This window comes from Enterococcus sp. DJ147D b, from assembly GCF_058216655.1.
Window position 1 is genome coordinate 1841677 of the sequence record NZ_CM177104.1, and the last position, 20735, is coordinate 1862411.

A 20735-nucleotide genomic window follows, 5' to 3' on the forward strand; every position below is an offset into this window, starting at 1 on the left:
CATCCCTTGTTAAGCAAGGGATGGAGCTAGCCATTTATTAAGCTTCTTGAGCAACTGGATAAACAGATACTTGTTTTTTGTCGCGGCCTTTACGTTCGAAACGTACTACGCCATCAACTTTAGCAAATAAAGTGTCGTCTCCACCAATACCCACGTTTACACCTGGATAGATTTTTGTACCGCGTTGACGGTAAAGAATTGATCCACCTGTAACAGTTTGTCCATCAGCACGTTTAGCACCTAAACGTTTTGATTCTGAGTCACGGCCGTTAGATGTAGAACCGCCACCTTTTTTATGGGCAAATAATTGAAGATTCATAGATAATAACATAGTCTGCACCTCCTATTTATCAGTAATTGTTTTAATTTGGATATATTCTGAATTATCAGCTTCTATGGATTGTAAACCTAGCAAAAGATTTTCCAATAGAATTTCGGCAATATTCGTTTGTTCCTGTGTCATGATTGAGCTAACTTCGGTATAAAGATACCCGCCATCTTCTTCATTCACGTCAACAATCGGATCAAAACCAGCTAATGAAGCAATCCCGTTGACTGTGCTGATTGCTAATGCAGAAACACCTGCACATACAATGTCACTTCCATAAGGACCTGCATCAGCATGCCCTGTCAAAGTAAATGAAACGATTTGACCAGCGTCATTTCGCTTAAATGTTCCTTTGATCATCATTCAGGCCTTCTTTCTCAAACACTAATTAAGCGTTGATTGCGTCGATAACCACTTTTGTGTATGGTTGACGGTGACCTTGTTTGCGGTGTGAATGTTTTTTAGGTTTGTATTTGAAAGTAACGACTTTCTTTTGTTTGCCGTGTTTTTCAACAGTTCCTTCAACAGTTGCACCGTTGATTGTTGGAGCGCCTACTTTTGTAGATTCGCCACCTACTAAGATAACTTCGTCAAAGACAACTTTTTCACCTGCTTCAACGTCAAGTTTTTCAACGTAGATTGCTTGACCAACTTCAACTTTTACTTGTTTACCACCAGTTTTAATAATTGCGTACATGCTATAAAGCACCTCCTTATTTTATACTTAGACTCGCCATCCTAAGTGACAGCTAAGCTGTGCTTACTACTTACTCTGTGCGGTTGTAGCTGTGGAGTCCACAATTACAACATTACTAGCTTAACAAAATAAATACAATTCGTCAACTATAATTTCTGTTCACACGCACCTATTTTAGTCGCAATTTTCAGGCACTCACTTTATACTAAAAAGAGGAAAATGAAAAACGAAAGTAGATGAATCTATGAACTATCCTACTGAATTGATCAAAGAAGCAAAACAACGAATGAATAATCGACCCGTTGAAGGGTTCGTCGCAGGACAGGGTCCTCTTGAACCAAAAATAATGTTTGTTGGTGAAGCGCCTGGAAAAAACGAAGTTGAGAATCACATTCCTTTTAGTGGACAAGCTGGAAAAGAGTTGATGACTTGTCTTGAAAAATTAAGTTTAACTAGAGCAGATGTTTATATTACTAGTGCTGTTCGTAGCCGTCCTTATAGTACTGTTGAACGAGTAAATAAACGTACCAAGCAAGAAGAAATCGTTTATCCAAATCGAACGCCTACTAAAGCTGAAGTTTTTGCTCACGCACCAATTCTGGATTATGAAATTGCAACAATCAAACCTGAATTGATTGCTACTTTAGGAAATATTGGTCTTCAACGTTTGCTCGGAAAAGACTATACTGTTTCAAGAAATCATGGGCAATTATACGTGGGACCTATTTTAGAGTTGAACAAGCAAAAAACACAATACGAATGGTCAAAAAACACTTATCGTCTTCTTCCTTTATTCCATCCTGCTGCTATTTTTTACAATCGTTCTTTAACTCCACTTATTGAGCATGATTGGGAAACATTAAAGACACTCATCGACGAGACAAAAAAAGGAAACCCTGAGTAATTTCAGGTTTCCTTTTTTATTTTAAGTTGAAGTTTTTTCTTTTTTATTGATTCGTTTCATAGCGTGCATGCAATGCAGATAAGGCGTGTGCTACAGTTTGATGTTGTTCCGTGCCGTCTCCTTGCCATAAATGCTTCATATAATTTTCTACTTCTGGTTGCAGCGAAGTATAAATGACTAGTTGCCCTCTCTTGTCAGCATTCGCTTGAAATTCATCAAAAACAGACAGCGCAGTCAAGTCAATACTCGGAACCCCACGCATCGAAAAGATAATACCATCTTGGTCACTCAACTCAGCTAATTTTGATTTTAATTTTTCTGACGACATGAAAAACAATGGGCCACTGATGTAAACAACTGTCCAATCTTTTAATTTTTCAGTTTCAGGTAAATCCATTCGTTTCCAATCGATGGTTTCTAGTGAAATCGTAATCGCTGCACTTTTCATAACAAAGAAAATGCACCCACCGATAATTCCAATGACAATCGCAATACTTAAATCAAAAATAACCGTACAAATCATTGTTAGGATAAATAGAAGAATAGACGTCCAATATTTTTTTGAAAACAACTCACGGATTGTCTCCCATTCATTCATCCGCCAAGCAGTAACAATCAAAACACCTGCCAATGCAGGCATTGGAATTTGTGACATCACTGGTGCAAAAACAAGCATAGATAAAAATAAAACACCCGCATGAATGATTCCAGCTAATCGCGTTTGAGCACCTGATTTAATTGCCACACTTGTTCGTGCGATTGCTGCTGTCGCAGGAATTCCACCAAAGAAAGGTAATAATAAATTACCGATTCCTTGCGCTACTAATTCTTGATTACTATCTAATGGCTTGTTAGCCATCCTACCAGCAGATGCTCCGCATAATAAGCTCTCTACCATTCCTAAAAGCGCAATACTTACTGCTGGAACCGCTACTTGTTGGATATCTGCCATCTGGAAATCGCTTAAAACTAAACGATTACTACTAATTATTGTTTGCGGAATCTTACCAACTGTTGCCACTGGCAAATGAAAAATCAACATAGCGCCAGTTGCCAGAATAATTGCTAAAAGCGAGCTTGGCATTTTTTGTGCCCAACTTTTCGGATAAAAAGTCATCCCTAGAATCACTAAACTCCCCATGAACAAGGCACTCCAATTAACCGTAAAGCCTAACGACTGATAACTGCTTAATTTTTCAATCACATTTGCTCCTTGTGAATGTACACCAAATAAATTATCCACTTGTCCCAATGCAATAATGATCGCAATTCCTGACGTAAAACCGGTAATTACCGGTGCTGGAATAAAAGAGGTCAATGTTCCTAATCGAAAAATTCCAGCAATCAACAAGAAAATTCCAGCTAAGAAAGTCGCTAGTAACACCCCATGAATTCCTTGCGTCGCTACAATAGACATTAGTATTGCTGCCATTGCACCAGTTGGTCCAGAAATTTGATAAAAACCACCTGACAATCCACCAATGATAACACCTGCTAAAATTGCAGTAATCAGCCCTGCCGCGGCATCAGCACCACTCGAAACTCCAAACGCTAACGCAAGAGGCAGCGCAACTGCTGCAACTGTTACACCTGCCAACAAATCTTTTTGAAACTTTGCTAAATCGTACCCTGAAAATTCTTTTTTTAACAACAAACGATAATTTTTGAACAACCTACAAACTCCTTTTCATGAAAATTTCTTAAAATACAATCATTAGAATAGCATAAGTTTAGTCTAAAAGTAAGAACATTCACAAAGTCCTTTATTATTCATCAGCTTTTCTATTCCTATGACTAAAAAATTGTAAGAAAACTAATTAGAAAAAATAGAGCAAGAGAACGACCAACAAACTTCTTTGTTGATTGTCCTCTTGTTGATTTCAATTTTTTACTCAATTGTTTGCCTTTTGCTGTGAAAAAGTCAGCTAGTCAATAATTCGTTGATTTTATTTAAGGTTTTTCAATTACGGACAGTGAAGGACTCATCGAGTTTTATCAATTTTGTTTCTAATTTAGAATTCCGACTACTCTGCGCGCTCAAAAAAATAAATTTCTCTTTTTCCAACAAAAACTTTATCTTCCGCTAGAAACTCCTCAGCCAGTTTTTCTACAACAGATACATCGACTTCGTTATTGCCATGAAAATACACGTGCTCGACCGCTGGCAACTGCTTACTCACTGTCTGGATTTCAACTGCTGTAAATGGAAAATCAGCTAAAATAGTCGCTAATTCCTCAGCTATCCGTAAAACAATGTTGCTCTTCAAACCAAATCGTTCAACAAAAGCTTGGATAAGTTCAATCTTAAACATTGTTTCTTGTTTATTTGAGTACTCCTTCTTACTCATTCTCCCTCTGTTTAACCAAATGAAGGATGGGATAATTTTTTCCAAAACCATCTGTTTCATCTTCTGAAGCAATTGTAAATCCATGTTTCAAATAAAATGCTTTGGCGTTTTTATTTTGTGCATTTACGTCTATTTTTTGAATATTTTTATTTTCTAGTAACCAACTCAACACTTTACTGCCAAATTTTTTTCCAATAAATTCTGGATCGAGAAATAGCATCACTAACTCTTCATCCTGTGTACCGCTGAATCCTATCAACTGTTCATCCTCGTACCACAATAGTAATTCCACAGCATCCAAGTAATTTGGAATAGCTGCTTTATAAAATTCAAGATCTTTTTGTGATAAAAAATCATGTGTTTTTTTTACTGATTTTTCCCAAACTTCTAACACTTTAGTGTAATCATCTGGCACAGCTTTTTTATACTTCAACATATTTTTTCTCCTTATTTTAATAATATTTTTTGGTATTCTGAATGGATTATTTTTGTATCTATTTTCTCAAAGACATCTAGCTATTTGTTAATAATACGAATTATTTTCCGCTAAATTCTTATCTATTTTGAAGTATCAAATAAACATATAAAAAAAGCTAGCTAACCCAACTTTTTCTAACTTTAACTGAGTAAAAATTTTTTTGCCACAAGTTTGGCACAACAATAAAGAAAAACCGTTAGAAACAAACGTTTCTAACGGTTTTTCTACGTCACAGGAGGGATTCGAACCCCCGACCGTCCGCTTAGAAGGCGGATGCTCTATCCAGCTGAGCTACTATGACCTCACATGTTCATTACATGAATTAGCGCAACAAGGTAATTATAGAGAAACAAAAAGATTCTGTCAATAAGAATTCAGTTATTTAATTACAAAAATTTTTTTTTTAAAATTAACGAAATCATAAAACCCAAATTAAACTTTTTTTCTACCGATCTTTTTATGAAGAATCACATTCGAGAATTAGCTAAACTATTTTCATAAAAAGGCTGGGAATTCAACTGCCCAGCCAAGTAATTCTTTTATTTTAACACCAACAGTTTCTTAACTTTTATCGCTTATTCACCTTTGGTTAAGAAGACATCATCGGATTCTTTAGTAATCAGAATTACCCCATCACCCAATGGCAAGATGCTCGATGTTAGTTCCGGATGATTCATGACGACTTTTAGAAACTCATTTAACTTACGATGAATTGCCCGTTTTCCTCTTGGAATTTCTTCATCAGGTAGTAAAATTGTGCCACCTTGAAAAATATCATCTACCATCAGAACACCACCTTTTCTTAATAGACGCAAGCATTCCGGAAGAAATTCAATATATTTTGACTTTGCACTATCCATAAAAATGAAATCGTATGGACCCGTCAATGTTGGTAGAATTTCGGCTGCTTGTCCCTCAAGCAACGTTACTTTTTCCGTCAAACCAAGACGTTCATAATTTTTTTTTGCTTTTTCAATCATCACATCAAAACGATCAATCGTTGTGACATGGCCTACTTCACTAATAGAAGTTGCCATCAAACTAGATGAGAAGCCAATGGCAGCACCAATTTCTAATATATTTTCTGGTTTCATTTGACCAAGGAAAAATTTCAAAAAGAGTACCGTTTCATGAGGAATAACAGGAACGCCTGCCTCATGCGCCTCTTCTTCAAGCTGTCCTAACTCACCAGGTAATTTTTTTTGTTGTGTTCGCATAAAATCCAGTAATTCTTCCTTGATAACTGGACGATGCATCATTTCATTGCGCATACTTCTCCTCCTCTTTCCAACATTATACTTAGAACAAATTTATTGTACAAGTTACTAAAAGTTTTCTAGGCAAAAAAAGTTCGACAGAAATTCTGTCGAACGAAGTTCTTTATCAAATGATTCTACAATTTTTCTTTTTTCGAAATTCATCTATCGTGTTCCATGTCGTAGCTGCAGTTAAACAAATTGCCACGCCCCAAAATAAAAAATTCATTTTTGAGAAACTGTCTTTAGACAATAAAGCACCTATATAAGGAATTTGAAAAACTGGTTTTCCGATCACACTCCGTGGTTTTATCCTGCCTGATTCGACTTGTGTTTGTGTATCTGCTTTTGTATAAAAATATTCTTGGTTATCACCTACCGCAATCACACGCCGAGTTTTCACTCGCTCACCAGAATTTTCATAATAAGTGATCACATCACCAACTAAAATATCTTCCGCATTTTGTGGTCGCACATAGACGACGCTTCCATTTGAATACAACGGAGCCATATCTTTATCATTGATGATTTGTGGCGTCAAACCAAATAAATGTGGCAATAAAACAACGCACAAGATAATGGCTAAAAATAGAATCAATATGGTCGAGCCAACAAGAGTTATTTTTTTGTTAAAAGGCACCGTTTTCCACCTCATTTTTCTAATTTACTTAAGCAACAATATAATAACATAAAATTTAATCTATTTTTCTTTTTTATTAGAAAAATGATATTTAAAGCTTATAATTTTCCTTATTTTCTTAATTAAATATCGATTTATGTGTTATAAAAGCATTGACTACAAATAAAAAAAAGTTTAACCTAAATGTACTTCAATCAGAAAGGACCGCTACATATGATTCCTTTAAATAACACATATAATAAAAAAGATTTTTTTCAACAAAAATGAAATGGTTTTCCATAATAATATTATCCTTGTTATTTTTGTTTAGCATTAGCTATTTCTTCTATTTTATCCTTTCGCCAGCAGATAGTGATAAAACAAAAGAAATCCAACAAGCTTGGGATTTTTATTCAAAAGATGACCCTGAAACCCGCTACAATAGTGATTATTTGGAGAAAGTCCCACAAGTTTCTAAAAATGAAACGTTCGTGATGGAGACTACCTTAACAAGAAAACTCGACCAAGCGAATATTTTGTTAAAAGGAAATCATCAATGGATCAAAGTTCAATTAGATCAACAAGTTCTTTATGAACGAGCGGGCGACGCGACTAGCAAAAACCCTGGTTTATCATTAGCGGTCATTGATTTACCCGATAATTATGCTGGAAAGAAATTATCCATTGAAGTTACCTCTCCTTACGTAAATTTTGCGGGAATCCCACCAAAGGTTTATATTGGCACAGCCTCTTCAATGGTCACTTTCATCTTTTCTAAATCAGTCCCACAATTTTTGACTATGATTATTGCAATTTTATTAGCAGTTGGAACATTGATTATGGCGATTTATATCATGTACAAGCAGCAGCGGCTTGATCTTTCTTTGATCTTTTTAAGTTGCTTTGCATTAGTTGTTGGCTTTAGCGCAATGTCTGAAGATATTTTGAGTGGGTTGTTATTTGATCCAATCGTTCACTCTACTCTTTCGCATCTTTTTACCGTTATAAGTGCATTACTCCTGATTTCTTATTATGCGTTGCGCATGGAACGTTATCAACGACTGTTTGGCATTTGGTGCCTTCTTCAGATTTTCTTCTCTTTCTTGCCAATTTTATATGCGCTCTTCACACCAGAAGAGCTTCCTGAGATGATGCAATGGATCAGTATCATTCGAGTTTTCAGCACATTGGTAACTTCACTTGCCTGTATTGGTGAAGCATATCATGGAAATCGCTTTTTCGTTTCCTGTACGCCTTGGATCATTCTGATTGCAATTAGTCACTGCTACTTATTTATTCAAAGTACTTTGGGGAATTATGTCAGCACACTTAACTGGTCGACAATCCTTTACATGATTATTTTGTTAGTCATTGTGATTGACAATATTTCAGAACATATTCGTGCCGTAGATCAAAATATTCGAGAAGCGAATTTTTTGAAAACCAAAACAGATCTTCTTGAAGCACACTATGAATCTTTACGCACACATATGAAAGAAATCAGTACCCTTCGTTTAGACTTTTTAGATCGAATGACAACGATTCAAGCGATGCTACAAACCAGTCAACCAGAACAAGCAGAAAATTATCTGAATGAACTACTTGATGAAGCACAAAAGTTTGAAATCATGACTTCCCTATCGGGACATTCATTGACAAATTTGATTTTGGCACGTTACCAAGAAATCGCAAACAAACAAAGTATTGAGATCCACTTTAATGCCGAACTTCCAAGTGATCTATTTGTTCACGATGACGATTTGACCCAGTTATTGATTCATATCTTGGAGCATTCTTTCAGAGAATCGCATGCAATCGAAAATCCATTACAACGAAAGATTTTTCTTTCGATGCGTGTCAATGATGATGATTTAATTATTCATTGTGAACACAACGCACATTATGATACAAATATTTTTGACCGTGGAATAACAACTGAATTAGAAAGTCAAGAACGCTTTGATTTAATGATGATAAAACTTGTTACTGATAAGTATTCTGGTAAATTGACTCAAGAAAAAGATGAAATTTTTGATCGAGTGACGATTCAACTTTCTCGCATTTAAAAAATGCTAAAAAAAGCTTCCGGAAACAGGTTCCGGAAGCTTTTTTCTTATCGATTTGATCACTCTTTTAATAAAGTAATGAAAGCAAGTCTTCTGACTCGATTGCCCCAAAGTATTTTTTGACGTCGATTGCATCGACTGTTTTTTCTAATGAAGATTTCTCATATTTTTGACCAATCAACGCATGTTCAACATCAGCGATATTCCCTAAACCAAAAAAATCACCATAGATTTTTGCATCATCAATCAATCCATCAGCAACATCCAGATGAACTTCAATTGAACCAATTGGAAAACGTTTTTGACGTGAAAAATTGAAATCAGGTGATTTACCGTAGTTCCAATTCCAATTTCTGTAATAGTCTTCAGAAATTTGATTGATTTTTTCCCAATCTGCTTCGGTTAATTGATATTCTTTAATGTCGGCTTCAGACTCCACACCAAAAATTTTCAACAAGATTTCTTGACGAAACTCTTCTGTAGTCATTCCTTGTTTCTCTTTTGGCAAGAATGGTTTGATATTTGTTACGCGTGAACGAATAGATTTGATTCCTTTTGATTCAATTTTGTCTTTTTTCACTTTCAAAGCATTAACAACTTCATTGATATCAGAGTCAAACATAATCGTCCCATGGGCGAACATTCTACCACTTGTTGCATACATTGCGTTCCCAGAAAATTTCATTCCATCAATCACTAAGTCATTTCGTCCTTTTAACTCGGCGCCTGTAACACCTAATTCATGAAGTGCTTGAATGATCGGTTGTGTAACTTTTGCAAAATCGCGGAAAGAATTTCCATCATCAGGCATGATAAAACTAAAATTCAAATTACCAAGATCGTGATAGACAGCTCCTCCTCCACTTAATCGGCGAACCACATGGATTCCCTGTTCTTCAACATAGTCCCGATTGATTTCTTCAATCGTATTTTGATTGCGTCCGATAATGATCGAAGGTTCATTGATATAAAAAAGTAGAATCGGTTCATCCAATGGCATTTCTTGTAATAAAAATTGTTCAATTGCTAAATTTACTCTTGGGTCGTGGTTTTCATTCGGTACAAAAATCATGGTCGTCCTCCTAGATTTCAAATACTTTATCAACAGCTGCCAATTCAACGATCACATCTGGACCAGCAGCTTTTTGTGCTTCATTTCTTAGTTGTTCCAAATCGCCAAATTGAGGTAAATGTGTCAAAACAAGTTTTTTCACTTGTGCTGCTTGTGCCAATTCGCCAGACTCTTTTGACGTAAAATGCGCATGATGCCGTTCATTTCCTTCAAATAAATAAGTGTCTGCTAAAAATAAATCAGCTTCTCGTGCAAACGGAATAAAACTTTCCAAATAACCAGAGTCCCCAGTGAACACGAATACTTTTCCAGTAGCTTCCTCTACGATTCGCATCGCATAGCATGGAACTGGATGGATCGTCTTCATAAAAGTAATGAGAAACGGTCCCACTTTTAATTCTTCTGGTTCATAATAAGCCATTCCTTTTGAGACATTTGGCATACTTAATTCGGCAAAATGAAAAGCATCTTCTGTATGACCATAAATCGGTAATACTGCCTCTGGGTCTTTTTCAGGATGAAGTTGCCAATAGTACTGCAACACACCTAAATCTGCAATATGATCATGATGATAATGACTCAAGATCACCGCATCCAACTCCAGCGGTTCAAGATGTTCTTCCAGTTTGACTAACGTTGCACTTCCTGCATCAATTAGTAAATGGAACTTGTCAGATTGTAATAAATAACCGGTTGTTCCTTGATTTTGATAAGGATAGGCACCTAAACAGCCCAAAACCGTTAGTTTCATCGTACATTCCTCCTCAAAAACTTATCCTACCACAAAAGTAATCTTTTCGATGAATAAACTGCTTACACCTGTGCAAAATATTCTGCAGGCGTGCCTTTTTCATTTCTTGCATGATCATAAAATCCAGCGGCAGTTACGTTAACATAAGCAATGACCCATAATAATCCAAAGACCAAAGCCAACGCCCCTAAAATATACCAACCAACGAATGACAACTGCAATAAAATATAAGTGATCCAACGATCCTTCATCAAATACCAAGCATATCGAAGAGCTTGCATCACCGTTAATTCTGGATAATCAAATTTTGCCCAGACAGCAAACTGAAATAAGCCACCCACGATGTTCATTACGATAACTGAGACAAAAAGTAACAGTAACATGCCAAGAATGACACCAAAATCAAAAAAACCATTCTCCGTCACACTAACTGCTACTGTTCCAGATGAATTTAAAATCAGATTGGCATATGAACGAACACCAGACATTAAGATTGTCGGTAAAAAAATCAATGAATTAATCAACCAATTGACTACAGTATTCAATAAATGGATCAGCAACAATGGTACAAAGTATTCCTTTTGAAAAACAACTAATAATAGATTGATTTTTGCCTTCCCACCACGCATCACAAACAAAGCAATATACAAAAGCGAATAAGTAAATGCAAATAGTAAAAAATTATCTAGCAAAAAGCCGAGAATATTTTCTTGCGAACTCTCAGGAGCAAAAGAAGTAATATTCCCAAAAATCATATCAATGATACCTGAGATCAAGCCAGCCAAGAAGATTAACCCAGCATTAATGCCCCACTGTTCTTTTAACGCTGTACGCGCCTGCGCACGATAGTCTGAGATACTTACTGTTTTATCCATCAATTAATAGCTCCGAATCTTTTCAACAGTTTCATGATCGAGACGTTTGACTAATTCAGTCACCAATTTGACTGTATTTAAATAGTCATCTTCATGAATAACTGACGTATGGGAATGTAAATAGCGAACCGGAACAGTGATTGCAACGGAAGGAACACCATCTCTTGTTAAATGCATTTGACCTGCATCTGTTCCACCACCAGTAATGACTGTATATTGGAAAGGGATTTCCAGTTCTTCTGCCACATCGATCACAAAGTTCAATAATTTTTTATGTGGAATCATTGACGCATCAAAAATCAAGATTTGTGGTCCTTTTCCTAAAATAGAATCTGCTTCTTTCGGTGTCATTCCTGGTGTATCACCAGCTGTTCCCGTGTCTAATGCAAAAGCAATATCTGGATTCACCAAATGAGTACTTGTTCGTGCACCACGTAAGCCAACTTCTTCTTGAACATCACTCCCCGCAAATAAAACATTCGGATGCCCTTCTTTAGCTAAGTTCTCTAAAACACGTAAAGAAACAGCTGTGCCGATTCGGTTATCCCAAGCTTTAGCTAATAAAAATTTGCCACCATTCAATCGTTTATATTCAATATAAGGTGTAATCATATCTCCAGGTCGAATGCCCCACTCTTTGGCTTCCTTGTCACTGGTTGCACCAATATCAATAAACATATCTTTGATGTCATATGGTTTATTTCTAACTGCGGGGGTTAAAACGTGGGGCGGTTTTGAACCAATCACACCGTGGATCACATCCCCTGCTTGCGTTTTGATTTCAACTTGTTGTGCAAGCATGACTTGTCCCCACCAGCCACCAAGTGTTTGAAACTCTAGGAACCCTTTTTCTGTAATTTTTGTAACCATGAACCCTACTTCATCCATATGACCAGAAATAAATACTTTTGGCCCCCCACCAGCACCATGTTTTGCAATGACACTTCCTAAGCCGTCAAAGAAAATATCATCTGCAAATGATTGCGCGTATTCTTTGAAGACTTCACGCACTTCTTCTCCATTTCCAGGGACACCTTTAGCAGATGTCAATTTAATTAGTAATTCTTCTTCCTTTTTATCCAAATTCGTTCCCTCTTTTCTTATTTAGTAAACTAAATTATACCATTTCTCTATAAGAATGGAGAAAAAGGTTTTCAAGAAAATCGTACAAAAAAGAAAAAGGGGCATGACAATAGTCTTGTCAAACCTCCTTTTTTGTTCAAGAAGTAACTCCTTCAAAATAAATCTGAATTTCACAAAAAAATTGAGAAGCAAACTTCGAAAATCCATTCTTGTTTATTGAAGCTAGGCACTTCGTTCGCCACCTTACTCATGGTGTTATACAAACAACCTCTTCAACAACAAGTATTTTTTTCTAAACACGAGTAGCAATTTTTAGAAAAAGCATTTCTTGTTGCTTGGAGCTGAACGCTTGGTGCCACAACCTTTTTATAATACTTAATAATGAAACTCCATTAGTTTAACTTATCTGGTTCTTTTTGTTGCCACTCTTTACTATAAAAAGCATTATCCAACTTGTAATGGGTTGGCGCTTGCTTTTCTGCTAAAAACGGTGCAATTTTTTGGTCGGCAGCTAGCCAACCTTGCCAACCTAAATGAATCGTGTCTTCCATAAAGTAGGGTGTATTTGCTTGTTTGGTTAGATCAACAATTTGTCTAAATCCTTGACTGGTTAATTGGAATTTCACTTTTTTCGCAAATTGTTGTAACATCTCTTGAGACAATCCAGTGTAAGCACTCCATTTTTCATTCACCGGTGGAATGATAAACAGCACTTGCATTTTTTGTTTAGCAAGTTGTTCCAAGACTAACTGAAAATCAGAAAATTCTGGTGAATAACAATAATCCCAATTTGTCTGTGACTGCTTTAATTTTTCAATTTCTGGACGCACTCGACGCGTATAAAATTCATTTTTTAGTCCATATGGATTATTGTTCGTTGATTTTTTTCCAATTTTAGTGGCTAATTTTTTCAATTGTGCATCTTGATACACTTCTGGTAATTGTCCAGTTGCCTGATCAATTCGTTTTTGTTTTCCAACTAGACCAATTGGACTAAATAATTCATCTTCTCTTTTCAATAGTTGCCAAGCAGGATAAAGTTTCTTACGATTTTTCTCAGTAGGTAGCCGACCTGCTTTGATTTCTTGGAGCAATTCTGTCAGCGTTTGATTTTCTGTTACTTTAGGAAAGCTTAACAATCGACGAGCGACATAGCGATCAGCTGGTGTCACCTTTTTCAATCCAAAAAGCCAATCATAGGTTTGTAACTCTGAATAATACATATTGAAGTAATCTTTACTTACACCATTCTTAACAAACCATTGAGGAGAGATAATAAAAACTGCTTTCTTCCCTTTCAAACGACTTCCGGCAGATTGCATCAACATAAATTGACTAAATGATTGGGTACCTGGTGCGCCTAATAAAAAGGGCTCATAGTCACGATGATATTTTTTTGCTAAAACACTAGGATGAAAAGGACTGATTCGACTCAATTCACTTGAACCAAAAAAGGGGACATATTTTTCTTCGGCTAACGCTTCGTTTTTGATAGCGTCTCCCTTCAATAAATTACCAGACATTGAACTAGCTGCTTCATGAATAACTTTTGGATCATGTACATTCACACGAAAGGGCGAGATAAATAAGAAAACTAATAATGCGATTGCCAAAACAACTGGTCCAAATATAGCAAAAAGTTTCTTTTTCATCATTAATCCTTTAAGTTTTCTACTTGTGCAATAATCTTATTTGGAGTCGCCCACTCTTCCCGTACAAATTCAGAAACGGGTACTTGAATTCCTAACTCGCCATCTAATTCTACTAATAGCTGAACAGTTGCAAGTGAGTCAAGTAATCCTTCATCAAATAAATTCATATCACGATTGTTTCGAACCTCATCTGTCCCTGTAATATCTGTTAAAATTGTTAAAATTTGTTCTCCCATGTTTATTCTCTCCTTTTAATAAATGTCATTTTCATTTTTTCAATCAAAGATCAAGCAAAAAGTAAGGTATTTAAAATTCCTGAAAAAATCAATAAACCAAAACAGATTGCCTGAAATGTCAAGAAGACTGCAAATGCGTGTGTCATCTTGTTTGCAGGTAACTGACCTTTGTGCTTGCGCTTGAAACGAATCCACGCGTCGGTCAGGCAAATCAAAGTTGCATGGTAAATCCCATAAGCAATGTAAAACCAAGTTAACCCATGCCAGACACCCATGATTAGAAATAGCACAAAGTATCCAACATTAGAGGCGACGATTTTACTTTTAAAAACTTTATTCTTCATCAAGAAAAACATCAGGCGCATATAAATATAATCTCTAAACCAAAAAGATAACGTCATGTGCCAACGATTCCAAAACTCTTTGATATTCCAAGATAAAAACGGTTTGTTAAAGTTGATTGGTGTTTCATAGCCCATAAGATAACTCGTACCAATCGCAAACAAACTGTACCCAGCAAAATCAAAGAATAGGTACAAACTATAGACATACATGTAACCAAGTAACGCCCACGAAATCCCGCCATTATGAATCACCATATGTTTCAACTCTGGTTCGAGGATTTGCCCTAAGTAATACCCAATAATAAATTTGTAAAGAAAACCAACAAAAATGTTTTGGACACCTTTTCCTAACAGTTCAACATACTTTTCAACATTTGGTGCTTGCAATTCGTCTTTTTCAAACCGACGATAGCGGTCGATTGGTCCTGATGAAATAGTTGGAAAAAAAAGCAAAAATTGAATATAACGTAGCGGATGATACTCTTTGATCATGCCATCGCGAATCTCCATAATCATCTGAACGGATTTAAAAGTTAGATATGAAATCCCTAAAAATCCGATGAATGAAATTGGTTTGTTTGTCAGTAATGGCATGATTTTAGTAATCGTCAAAGGTGCAATTGCCAAAAATACTGCCAAGTAAAACCAACCTGTTTCATTCTTTTTCTGTCGATAGTTGAAATAAAGCCACACTAAAACGACTTGCCAGATAACATACCCAAACAAAGCCACTCCTTGCCGCCAATCTGCCCCACCAAAGCTAATGAATAAGAAAAAGAAAGTGACAATTGCTTGATAAATCGGTAATCGCTTGTTCCGCACGAGTAAAGAAAAAATGATCGGTGCTAATGCCACCAACAATAGCAAAAAGTAGAGTGGTTGCGCATAAGGAATCATGTGAGGGATCGTCATGTTGGATTCACCTCAGCAAGTAATTTCTTACGATCGATTTTATCGTTTGGCGTTTGTGGCAATTGTTCAAGATAGTTGATTTTTTGTGGAATCATGTACTCCATCACCGATTTTCCTAGCTCTTGCTTGATAGCTTTCGTCAACTGAAACGATGGCTCGATTTCTTGTTCTAAAACGATGAACGCTACCAACTGCTGAACCTTGGCTCCTTGATATTTAGGTACCACTACTGCTTGTTTAATAGTTGGATTCATTCCTAAATAATGTTCAATGTCACCAAGTTCAATTCGATAACCATGTAACTTGACTTGAAAATCCAAACGGCCTTCATATAAAAGCATGCCATCTGCAGTCAAACTTCCTGCATCGCCTGTTCGGTAGCTTGCCTGATTTTCATATTCAAAGAATGCTGCTTCCGTTTTTTCTGGGTTATTCAAATAACCTTTTGAAACGCTCGGCCCTGAAATAATGATTTCACCTGTTTCTCCAACTGTACAAGGCTGATCTTCTGCAAAAATCGTAACTTTTGTATCTGATTTCACTTTTCCAATTGGAATCCGTTCATACATATCCAACACCGCTTGCGTAACTTGAACACTGGAAATCGCAACTGTAGCTTCAGTTGGACCATAGGTGTTGTAAATTGCTGCGCTTGGGAATCGTTTCAATAACTCTTGCGCTGTTTTTTTCGTCAGCTCTTCTCCACAAAAAATAAATTGCTTCAACTCAGGAACATGCTGTTCATCAAATTGCGGTTCCATCAAACAAATATCCATGAAGGAGGGTGTCGAAACCCATGTTTCCAATTTTAACTGTGGCAAAGTCTGGAATAATTGCTTGAAATCTTGAATAATTGCTTTTGCCAATGGAACAAGTATTCCGCCAGAAACCAATGCAGGATAAATGGAGAAGACTGATAAATCAAATGAAAAGGGTGCTTGTGCTAAAAAACGCATGCCAGGATGGATAGTAAAATCAGTTAATGTCCATTCCACAAAACTTTTTAAATTATCGTGACTGATTTGAACGCCTTTTGGCTGTCCCGTTGTTCCTGAAGTAAAAATAATATAAAAGTTTTCTGTCATTTCTACTGGATGACTAGGCTGAAATGAAACTTTTTCCTCAACAATAGAAACAAACTCTTTTTTTGTTAAAACTGGCTGTTGATTCAACACTTCTGGCCACTCACCTAAACCTACAACCAAGGTCGGTTGCGCCACCATTAAAATGGCTTCGATTCGTTCTTGGGGTGTCTGCTCTTCAATTGGCAAATACGCGTGTCCCGCTTTGACAGCTCCTAAAAAAGCAACCAGCATTTCAAATTCTAAATTACCAAATACGACGATTGGTTCTCTATCATCTATATTGACTTCCAAATAATGTGCAAATGCATCAGATGCTGCTTTCAATTTTCCATATGTGTACTCTTCATGCGCTGTGCGATAAGCCACGCGTTCAGGCTCAGTTATGCCCCAGCGATCGATTGCTTCAATGATTGTGCTAACGTTCATGATGTCCCTCCTAAAACTCATTGTAGATAAAGGATCCTCCTTGGATATTTTTATAGTGATACAAATAAATCAATGCAAGGAATATCAAACCATAAAAAAGGGTGCGAATGAAAAATTTCCCCCAATAATTAACTTGAGGTTGTGCCCACCACTTCTTCATCAAAACACCTCCATATCAAACTTCTACAGAAATTTTAACGATTTTTCGTCTAAGGGAACATCTATCTAGCTTACGATAAGCGATTTCAGGCTAACACTTTTGTCACAAGATTGAAAAATAAGGATTCTGTACAAAGAAATAAATAGCAATTGACAGAAATTTTTTCATTTACTTCAAAAAAATTTAATTTTTGTCATTTCCCACACGAACAGTTTCTTCCTCTTCTTCTATTCGTCGAACAAAAAACAGCACTCCTACCGACTGTCCATCGATAAAAGTGCTGTGAGATTCGTTTTATATTTTATTCTTTGATAATTCGATAGTACCAACGACAAGTAATCACATAGAGCAACATATAGACAACTACTAACAATCCACAGACAAGATAAGCAAGCCAGTAATCCGCCGTCTTAATATATTGAGCGAAGACATTGATTGCAAAAACAGCATGTAAAATACCTAAAATCATTGATGGGAAAAAAGTAATCGCATTTTGACCATAGATCATCAAACTTACTCTTTTTTGTGGAATACCTAATTTCGTAAGTAAATGATAATTACCTTTTTCTTCCTCCGCTTCTGCTAACTGCCGGACCATTAAGATACTACCAGTCGTAATAACAACAATCATCCCAACAAATAGCGAAACAAACGTGTAACTACCCGTTTGACGATAAACTGAACGCATCTGTGGATACCTTGCTGTAAAATTCAAGCGCGCGGACTGCCCTGTTTCTTTACTTGTATCAGTAAAATCTTCCGTTGAACTATCCTCAAATCCCTCGTCATCTTCTGTCGTTTTTGCAACGATTTCTCCAGACAATTTTTGCTGCTCGATCTCATATTGATACTCAACAGAATGATTCCAATTAATTTCAACTTTCCGATCCAAAATCTCATTGATTGCTTCATTATTTCCACCAGTTACATTCCAATGAACAACTTGATACGCTGCGCCTTGCGTTGCTTGATAAATTTTTTCACTGACAATTAGCGTTGGGCCACTATAGCGCATCATGCTTTCACCTAGCATGTCCGGACGAATCGATTGGATTTTCAAAGCCGTTTGATTCGGTAGATAGATTCTTTTCCCGTAAATCGAGATATTTCTCACTAAAGACTGGATCTCATCCAATAATATAGTGTGGTTATCTGACTTCAACTGGATCTTTGGTAATCGAGGATTCATTTTTCGGAAGTTTTGATATTCTTTTTCTGTAATTAAATTTACCAATTGAAACTCTTGCCCGTCTTCTACCTGCCCTAAACGAAAATCATGTACACTTCCAACTACTTTATAGTTCAAAACCATTTCTTGGGTAATTTTTTGCTTTTCTTTGGCCAAAATCGGCGCAATAAACTCCGCTGTCTGAGCGTCCAATTGATAATCTGTTGCATTCTCAATATCCGTTGTATGAATAACTAAGGTAGCTAAAGAAGTTACACCACCAATAGTTGCTAAAGAAACACCTAAGATCAATGTAATCAAGGAACTTGTTCGCCACCCCTTCATCAAATGAATCTGTGTATTGCCAATCATCAACAAATTGATTCCACGGTAACCAATCCTCCATTTGCTCAAACTATTCAGTAAGAAACGTAATGAAAAACAGAAAAAGAGATACGTTCCAATCACACATAATAAAAAAATTAAAAATGGATAACTAAAAATCAAGCCAAACTGAGTACCATTTTCTACTAACCACGTTAAATACTCGCGAAAATGAATTGCGCCAAAATAACCGCTTGTCAATAGAAACAATCCGATGATGCCCAGCAAACGGTGTCTGGTTCGTAAACGCATTTTTTTACTAACTACTCGCTCTGCATTTCCAAAACTTTGGATCATTGGGTAACGCCAAATTTTCCAAGTAGAGTGCACCGATACAATCAAAATAATCAGAAAAAATACAACCAATGTATCAACGATGGACGACCAAGCAACAAAAAATGGACTATCGATTTGCATTCGCATCATTCGAACTAAAATCATTTGAAAAAGTTTTGAAAAAACAATCCCTAACAAAATACCTGTCACACAAGAGAATAGACCAATCACCATCGTCTCAATCAGATAGATCGAAGAAATTTGAAACTTACTTACCCCAAACAATTGATAGATACCAATTTCTTTTTCACGACGATTTAGAAAAAAACGATTCGCACTATAAACAAAAAATAGTAACACCAACGTAATCATAAACGTTCCAAAACCGAGTGCACCATCAATCGATCCGTCTTGACTCGCACGGCGAACTAACGATTGATCGTACGTCATCGAATTAAAAGAATAGTAAATCATGACTGAAAAAGTCAGACTAAAAAAATAAATCAAGTACCCCCGCGACTGTCTAAATAAACTTCTGGCAGCCAACTTATAAAGCATTGATCTTGCCACCTCCCCCGATTGTCGCTTGCATATCGATCACTTTTTCAAAAAATTCACTTCGCGAGCCGCGACGAACAACTTCAGAAAAAATCACACCATCTTTGATAAATAAAATGCGATTACAATAACTTGCGGTATAAGGATCATGAGTTACCATTAACACAGTTGCCTTTTCTTTTTGATTCATCAATGTTAAATAATTTAATAATTCTGTTGCTGACTTTGAATCAAGTGAGCCTGTTGGTTCATCTGCAAAAATAACTTTTGGATGAACAACTAAGGCACGTGCCGCCGCAATTCGTTGACGTTGCCCGACCGATAATTCATCTGGATAGCGTTTCATGATTTCTTCAATGTCTAGCAATTGTGCAACATGTAAGACACGCCGCTCCATTTCTTCTTTTGGCATCCGTTCCACTGCTAAAGGCAATAAAATATTATCTTTGGCATTCAATGTATCAACTAAGTTAAACTCCTGAAAAATAAAACCTAATTGCTTTCGTCTAAAATCACTAAGCTGACTACTCTTCATTTTAGTGATTTCTTTTCCTTCAATCGTGACACTTCCCATAGTTGGCAAACTGATCGTCGATAAGATATTCATCAAAGTTGTTTTCCCTGCACCACTTGGACCCATAATTCCTACGAATTCTCCTTCGTCCACAGTAAAAGAAAGATTGTCTAGTACTTTGACGGGCGCTAATTTATTTCCATAAATTTTACTGAGATGCTTCACCTCAATCATTCGTTCCATATGTTTGCCCTCCTAAAATATTCCTCACTACTTTTATTATACTTGCATCGTAGCATAGTCTTTTGTTTTTTTCTCTTTAGTTTTTGTCACTTTGAGTAAAAAAAATGTTTTTTTATTTTTTTTTTGCTTTTTTTATTCATTTTATAAATCCTGTGTTTGCACGTTTTCACTTTTTTTCACAAAGGAATATACACCATATATGGTATATTCACTTGTTTATACATCAAATAACCCCCTACATATAGTTGCCCGTTTTATTAATTTGTTTTATGATAGACAAGAAGAATTTAGTAGGAGTTG

The 20735-nt window shown here is 36.3% G+C and carries 20 protein-coding genes, 1 tRNA gene, 1 pseudogene and 1 other annotated feature; of the genes and pseudogenes, 2 read left to right on the forward strand and 20 right to left on the reverse strand.

The features are described from left to right. Positions 1-37: 37 nt before the first annotated feature. From rpmA to rplU, 3 genes are read right to left on the reverse strand one after another with little or no spacing between them, the layout of a single operon-like run. Complete coding sequence (gene rpmA / locus AC4BD1_RS08700; protein WP_010751514.1) at positions 38-331, reverse strand: 50S ribosomal protein L27; 294 nt, start codon at positions 329-331, stop codon at positions 38-40. Positions 332-343: 12 nt separating this feature from the next. After that, positions 344-688, reverse strand: coding sequence for a ribosomal-processing cysteine protease Prp (locus tag AC4BD1_RS08705; RefSeq protein WP_206907657.1), 345 nt, complete (start codon positions 686-688; stop codon positions 344-346). Between the two features lie 28 nt (positions 689-716). Beyond that, positions 717-1025, reverse strand: coding sequence for a 50S ribosomal protein L21 (rplU, locus tag AC4BD1_RS08710; RefSeq protein ID WP_206899971.1), 309 nt, complete (start codon positions 1023-1025; stop codon positions 717-719). Positions 1026-1044: 19 nt separating this feature from the next. Beyond that, positions 1045-1120: a sequence feature (ribosomal protein L21 leader region), on the reverse strand. Positions 1121-1269: 149 nt separating this feature from the next. Between rplU and AC4BD1_RS08715 the strand changes: the two genes are divergently transcribed. Then, a complete protein-coding gene (locus AC4BD1_RS08715; protein WP_206907636.1) occupies positions 1270-1929 on the forward strand; it encodes a uracil-DNA glycosylase in 660 nt (219 codons plus the stop codon). A 43-nt stretch (positions 1930-1972) separates the two neighbouring features. Here the strand turns inward: AC4BD1_RS08715 and AC4BD1_RS08720 are convergent, their stop codons facing one another. From AC4BD1_RS08720 to AC4BD1_RS08745, 6 genes are all read right to left on the reverse strand, one after another. Then, entirely contained in the window at positions 1973-3601 is a 1629-nt protein-coding gene (locus AC4BD1_RS08720) for a SulP family inorganic anion transporter (protein WP_206907634.1), read from the reverse strand. A gap of 352 nt (positions 3602-3953) precedes the next feature. After that, complete coding sequence (locus AC4BD1_RS08725) at positions 3954-4277, reverse strand: DUF1697 domain-containing protein (RefSeq protein ID WP_490485488.1); 324 nt, start codon at positions 4275-4277, stop codon at positions 3954-3956. Then, positions 4270-4713: a GNAT family N-acetyltransferase gene (locus tag AC4BD1_RS08730; RefSeq protein WP_490485489.1), complete on the reverse strand. Its 444-nt coding sequence runs from the start codon at positions 4711-4713 to the stop codon at positions 4270-4272. The genes AC4BD1_RS08725 and AC4BD1_RS08730 overlap by 8 nt, the downstream gene beginning before the upstream one ends. Positions 4714-4982: 269 nt before the next feature. Then, positions 4983-5056 (reverse strand) — tRNA-Arg (locus AC4BD1_RS08735). A 274-nt stretch (positions 5057-5330) separates the two neighbouring features. Beyond that, positions 5331-6026, reverse strand: coding sequence for an O-methyltransferase (locus AC4BD1_RS08740; protein ID WP_490466302.1), 696 nt, complete (start codon positions 6024-6026; stop codon positions 5331-5333). 112 nt (positions 6027-6138) lie between these two features. Continuing rightward, positions 6139-6651: a signal peptidase I gene (locus AC4BD1_RS08745; protein WP_347401433.1), complete on the reverse strand. Its 513-nt coding sequence runs from the start codon at positions 6649-6651 to the stop codon at positions 6139-6141. Positions 6652-6864: 213 nt separating this feature from the next. Here AC4BD1_RS08745 and AC4BD1_RS08750 point away from each other — a divergent pair. Beyond that, positions 6865-8696: pseudogene (locus tag AC4BD1_RS08750) on the forward strand (hypothetical protein). Positions 8697-8763: 67 nt separating this feature from the next. On the opposite strand, the gene lplA reads toward AC4BD1_RS08750, so the two are convergent. The 11 genes from lplA to AC4BD1_RS08805 form a co-directional block, all read right to left on the reverse strand. Then, positions 8764-9768, reverse strand: coding sequence for a lipoate--protein ligase (gene lplA, locus AC4BD1_RS08755; protein WP_490466303.1), 1005 nt, complete (start codon positions 9766-9768; stop codon positions 8764-8766). 10 nt (positions 9769-9778) lie between these two features. Then, on the reverse strand, positions 9779-10519 hold the full coding sequence (locus AC4BD1_RS08760; protein WP_490466304.1) for an MBL fold metallo-hydrolase: 741 nt from the start codon (positions 10517-10519) through the stop codon (positions 9779-9781). A gap of 62 nt (positions 10520-10581) precedes the next feature. After that, positions 10582-11394, reverse strand: a complete 813-nt coding sequence (locus tag AC4BD1_RS08765) for a DUF975 family protein (RefSeq protein WP_490466305.1) — start codon at positions 11392-11394, stop codon at positions 10582-10584. Positions 11395-11397: 3 nt separating this feature from the next. Further along, the gene (locus AC4BD1_RS08770; protein ID WP_490485490.1) at positions 11398-12477 is read right to left on the reverse strand and encodes a M42 family metallopeptidase; all 1080 of its coding nucleotides are present in this window, start codon (positions 12475-12477) and stop codon (positions 11398-11400) included. Positions 12478-12869: 392 nt separating this feature from the next. Further along, on the reverse strand, positions 12870-14129 hold the full coding sequence (gene dltD / locus AC4BD1_RS08775) for a D-alanyl-lipoteichoic acid biosynthesis protein DltD (protein ID WP_206907614.1): 1260 nt from the start codon (positions 14127-14129) through the stop codon (positions 12870-12872). Between the two features lie 2 nt (positions 14130-14131). Further along, a complete protein-coding gene (dltC, locus tag AC4BD1_RS08780; RefSeq protein WP_206907612.1) occupies positions 14132-14365 on the reverse strand; it encodes a D-alanine--poly(phosphoribitol) ligase subunit DltC in 234 nt (77 codons plus the stop codon). A gap of 50 nt (positions 14366-14415) precedes the next feature. After that, on the reverse strand, positions 14416-15621 hold the full coding sequence (gene dltB / locus AC4BD1_RS08785; RefSeq protein WP_490485491.1) for a D-alanyl-lipoteichoic acid biosynthesis protein DltB: 1206 nt from the start codon (positions 15619-15621) through the stop codon (positions 14416-14418). Further along, positions 15618-17132, reverse strand: a complete 1515-nt coding sequence (gene dltA, locus AC4BD1_RS08790; RefSeq protein ID WP_490466307.1) for a D-alanine--poly(phosphoribitol) ligase subunit DltA — start codon at positions 17130-17132, stop codon at positions 15618-15620. The genes dltB and dltA overlap by 4 nt, the downstream gene beginning before the upstream one ends. A gap of 10 nt (positions 17133-17142) precedes the next feature. Continuing rightward, positions 17143-17292: a teichoic acid D-Ala incorporation-associated protein DltX gene (locus AC4BD1_RS08795; RefSeq protein WP_206907609.1), complete on the reverse strand. Its 150-nt coding sequence runs from the start codon at positions 17290-17292 to the stop codon at positions 17143-17145. Positions 17293-17593: 301 nt separating this feature from the next. Continuing rightward, a complete protein-coding gene (locus AC4BD1_RS08800) occupies positions 17594-19678 on the reverse strand; it encodes an ABC transporter permease (protein ID WP_490485492.1) in 2085 nt (694 codons plus the stop codon). Continuing rightward, positions 19668-20435 (reverse strand): ABC transporter ATP-binding protein, encoded by a 768-nt coding sequence (locus AC4BD1_RS08805; RefSeq protein ID WP_490466309.1) that lies wholly within the window; start codon positions 20433-20435, stop codon positions 19668-19670. The genes AC4BD1_RS08800 and AC4BD1_RS08805 overlap by 11 nt, the downstream gene beginning before the upstream one ends. Positions 20436-20735 lie beyond the last annotated feature (300 nt).

Coding starts and splice junctions, on each gene's coding strand:
- rplU (WP_206899971.1), bottom strand. CDS start 1,025: ATGTACGCAATTATTAAAACTGGTGGTAAACAAGTAAAAGTTGAAGTT.
- lplA (WP_490466303.1), bottom strand. CDS start 9,768: ATGATTTTTGTACCGAATGAAAACCACGACCCAAGAGTAAATTTAGCA.
- AC4BD1_RS08730 (WP_490485489.1), bottom strand. CDS start 4,713: ATGTTGAAGTATAAAAAAGCTGTGCCAGATGATTACACTAAAGTGTTA.
- dltD (WP_206907614.1), bottom strand. CDS start 14,129: ATGAAAAAGAAACTTTTTGCTATATTTGGACCAGTTGTTTTGGCAATC.
- AC4BD1_RS08740 (WP_490466302.1), bottom strand. CDS start 6,026: ATGCGCAATGAAATGATGCATCGTCCAGTTATCAAGGAAGAATTACTG.
- rpmA (WP_010751514.1), bottom strand. CDS start 331: ATGTTATTATCTATGAATCTTCAATTATTTGCCCATAAAAAAGGTGGC.
- AC4BD1_RS08800 (WP_490485492.1), bottom strand. CDS start 19,678: ATGCTTTATAAGTTGGCTGCCAGAAGTTTATTTAGACAGTCGCGGGGG.
- AC4BD1_RS08795 (WP_206907609.1), bottom strand. CDS start 17,292: ATGAAGAAGTGGTGGGCACAACCTCAAGTTAATTATTGGGGGAAATTT.
- AC4BD1_RS08760 (WP_490466304.1), bottom strand. CDS start 10,519: ATGAAACTAACGGTTTTGGGCTGTTTAGGTGCCTATCCTTATCAAAAT.
- AC4BD1_RS08805 (WP_490466309.1), bottom strand. CDS start 20,435: ATGGAACGAATGATTGAGGTGAAGCATCTCAGTAAAATTTATGGAAAT.
- AC4BD1_RS08765 (WP_490466305.1), bottom strand. CDS start 11,394: ATGGATAAAACAGTAAGTATCTCAGACTATCGTGCGCAGGCGCGTACA.
- AC4BD1_RS08715 (WP_206907636.1), top strand. CDS start 1,270: ATGAACTATCCTACTGAATTGATCAAAGAAGCAAAACAACGAATGAAT.
- dltA (WP_490466307.1), bottom strand. CDS start 17,132: ATGAACGTTAGCACAATCATTGAAGCAATCGATCGCTGGGGCATAACT.
- dltC (WP_206907612.1), bottom strand. CDS start 14,365: ATGGGAGAACAAATTTTAACAATTTTAACAGATATTACAGGGACAGAT.
- dltB (WP_490485491.1), bottom strand. CDS start 15,621: ATGACGATCCCTCACATGATTCCTTATGCGCAACCACTCTACTTTTTG.
- AC4BD1_RS08725 (WP_490485488.1), bottom strand. CDS start 4,277: ATGAGTAAGAAGGAGTACTCAAATAAACAAGAAACAATGTTTAAGATT.
- AC4BD1_RS08705 (WP_206907657.1), bottom strand. CDS start 688: ATGATCAAAGGAACATTTAAGCGAAATGACGCTGGTCAAATCGTTTCA.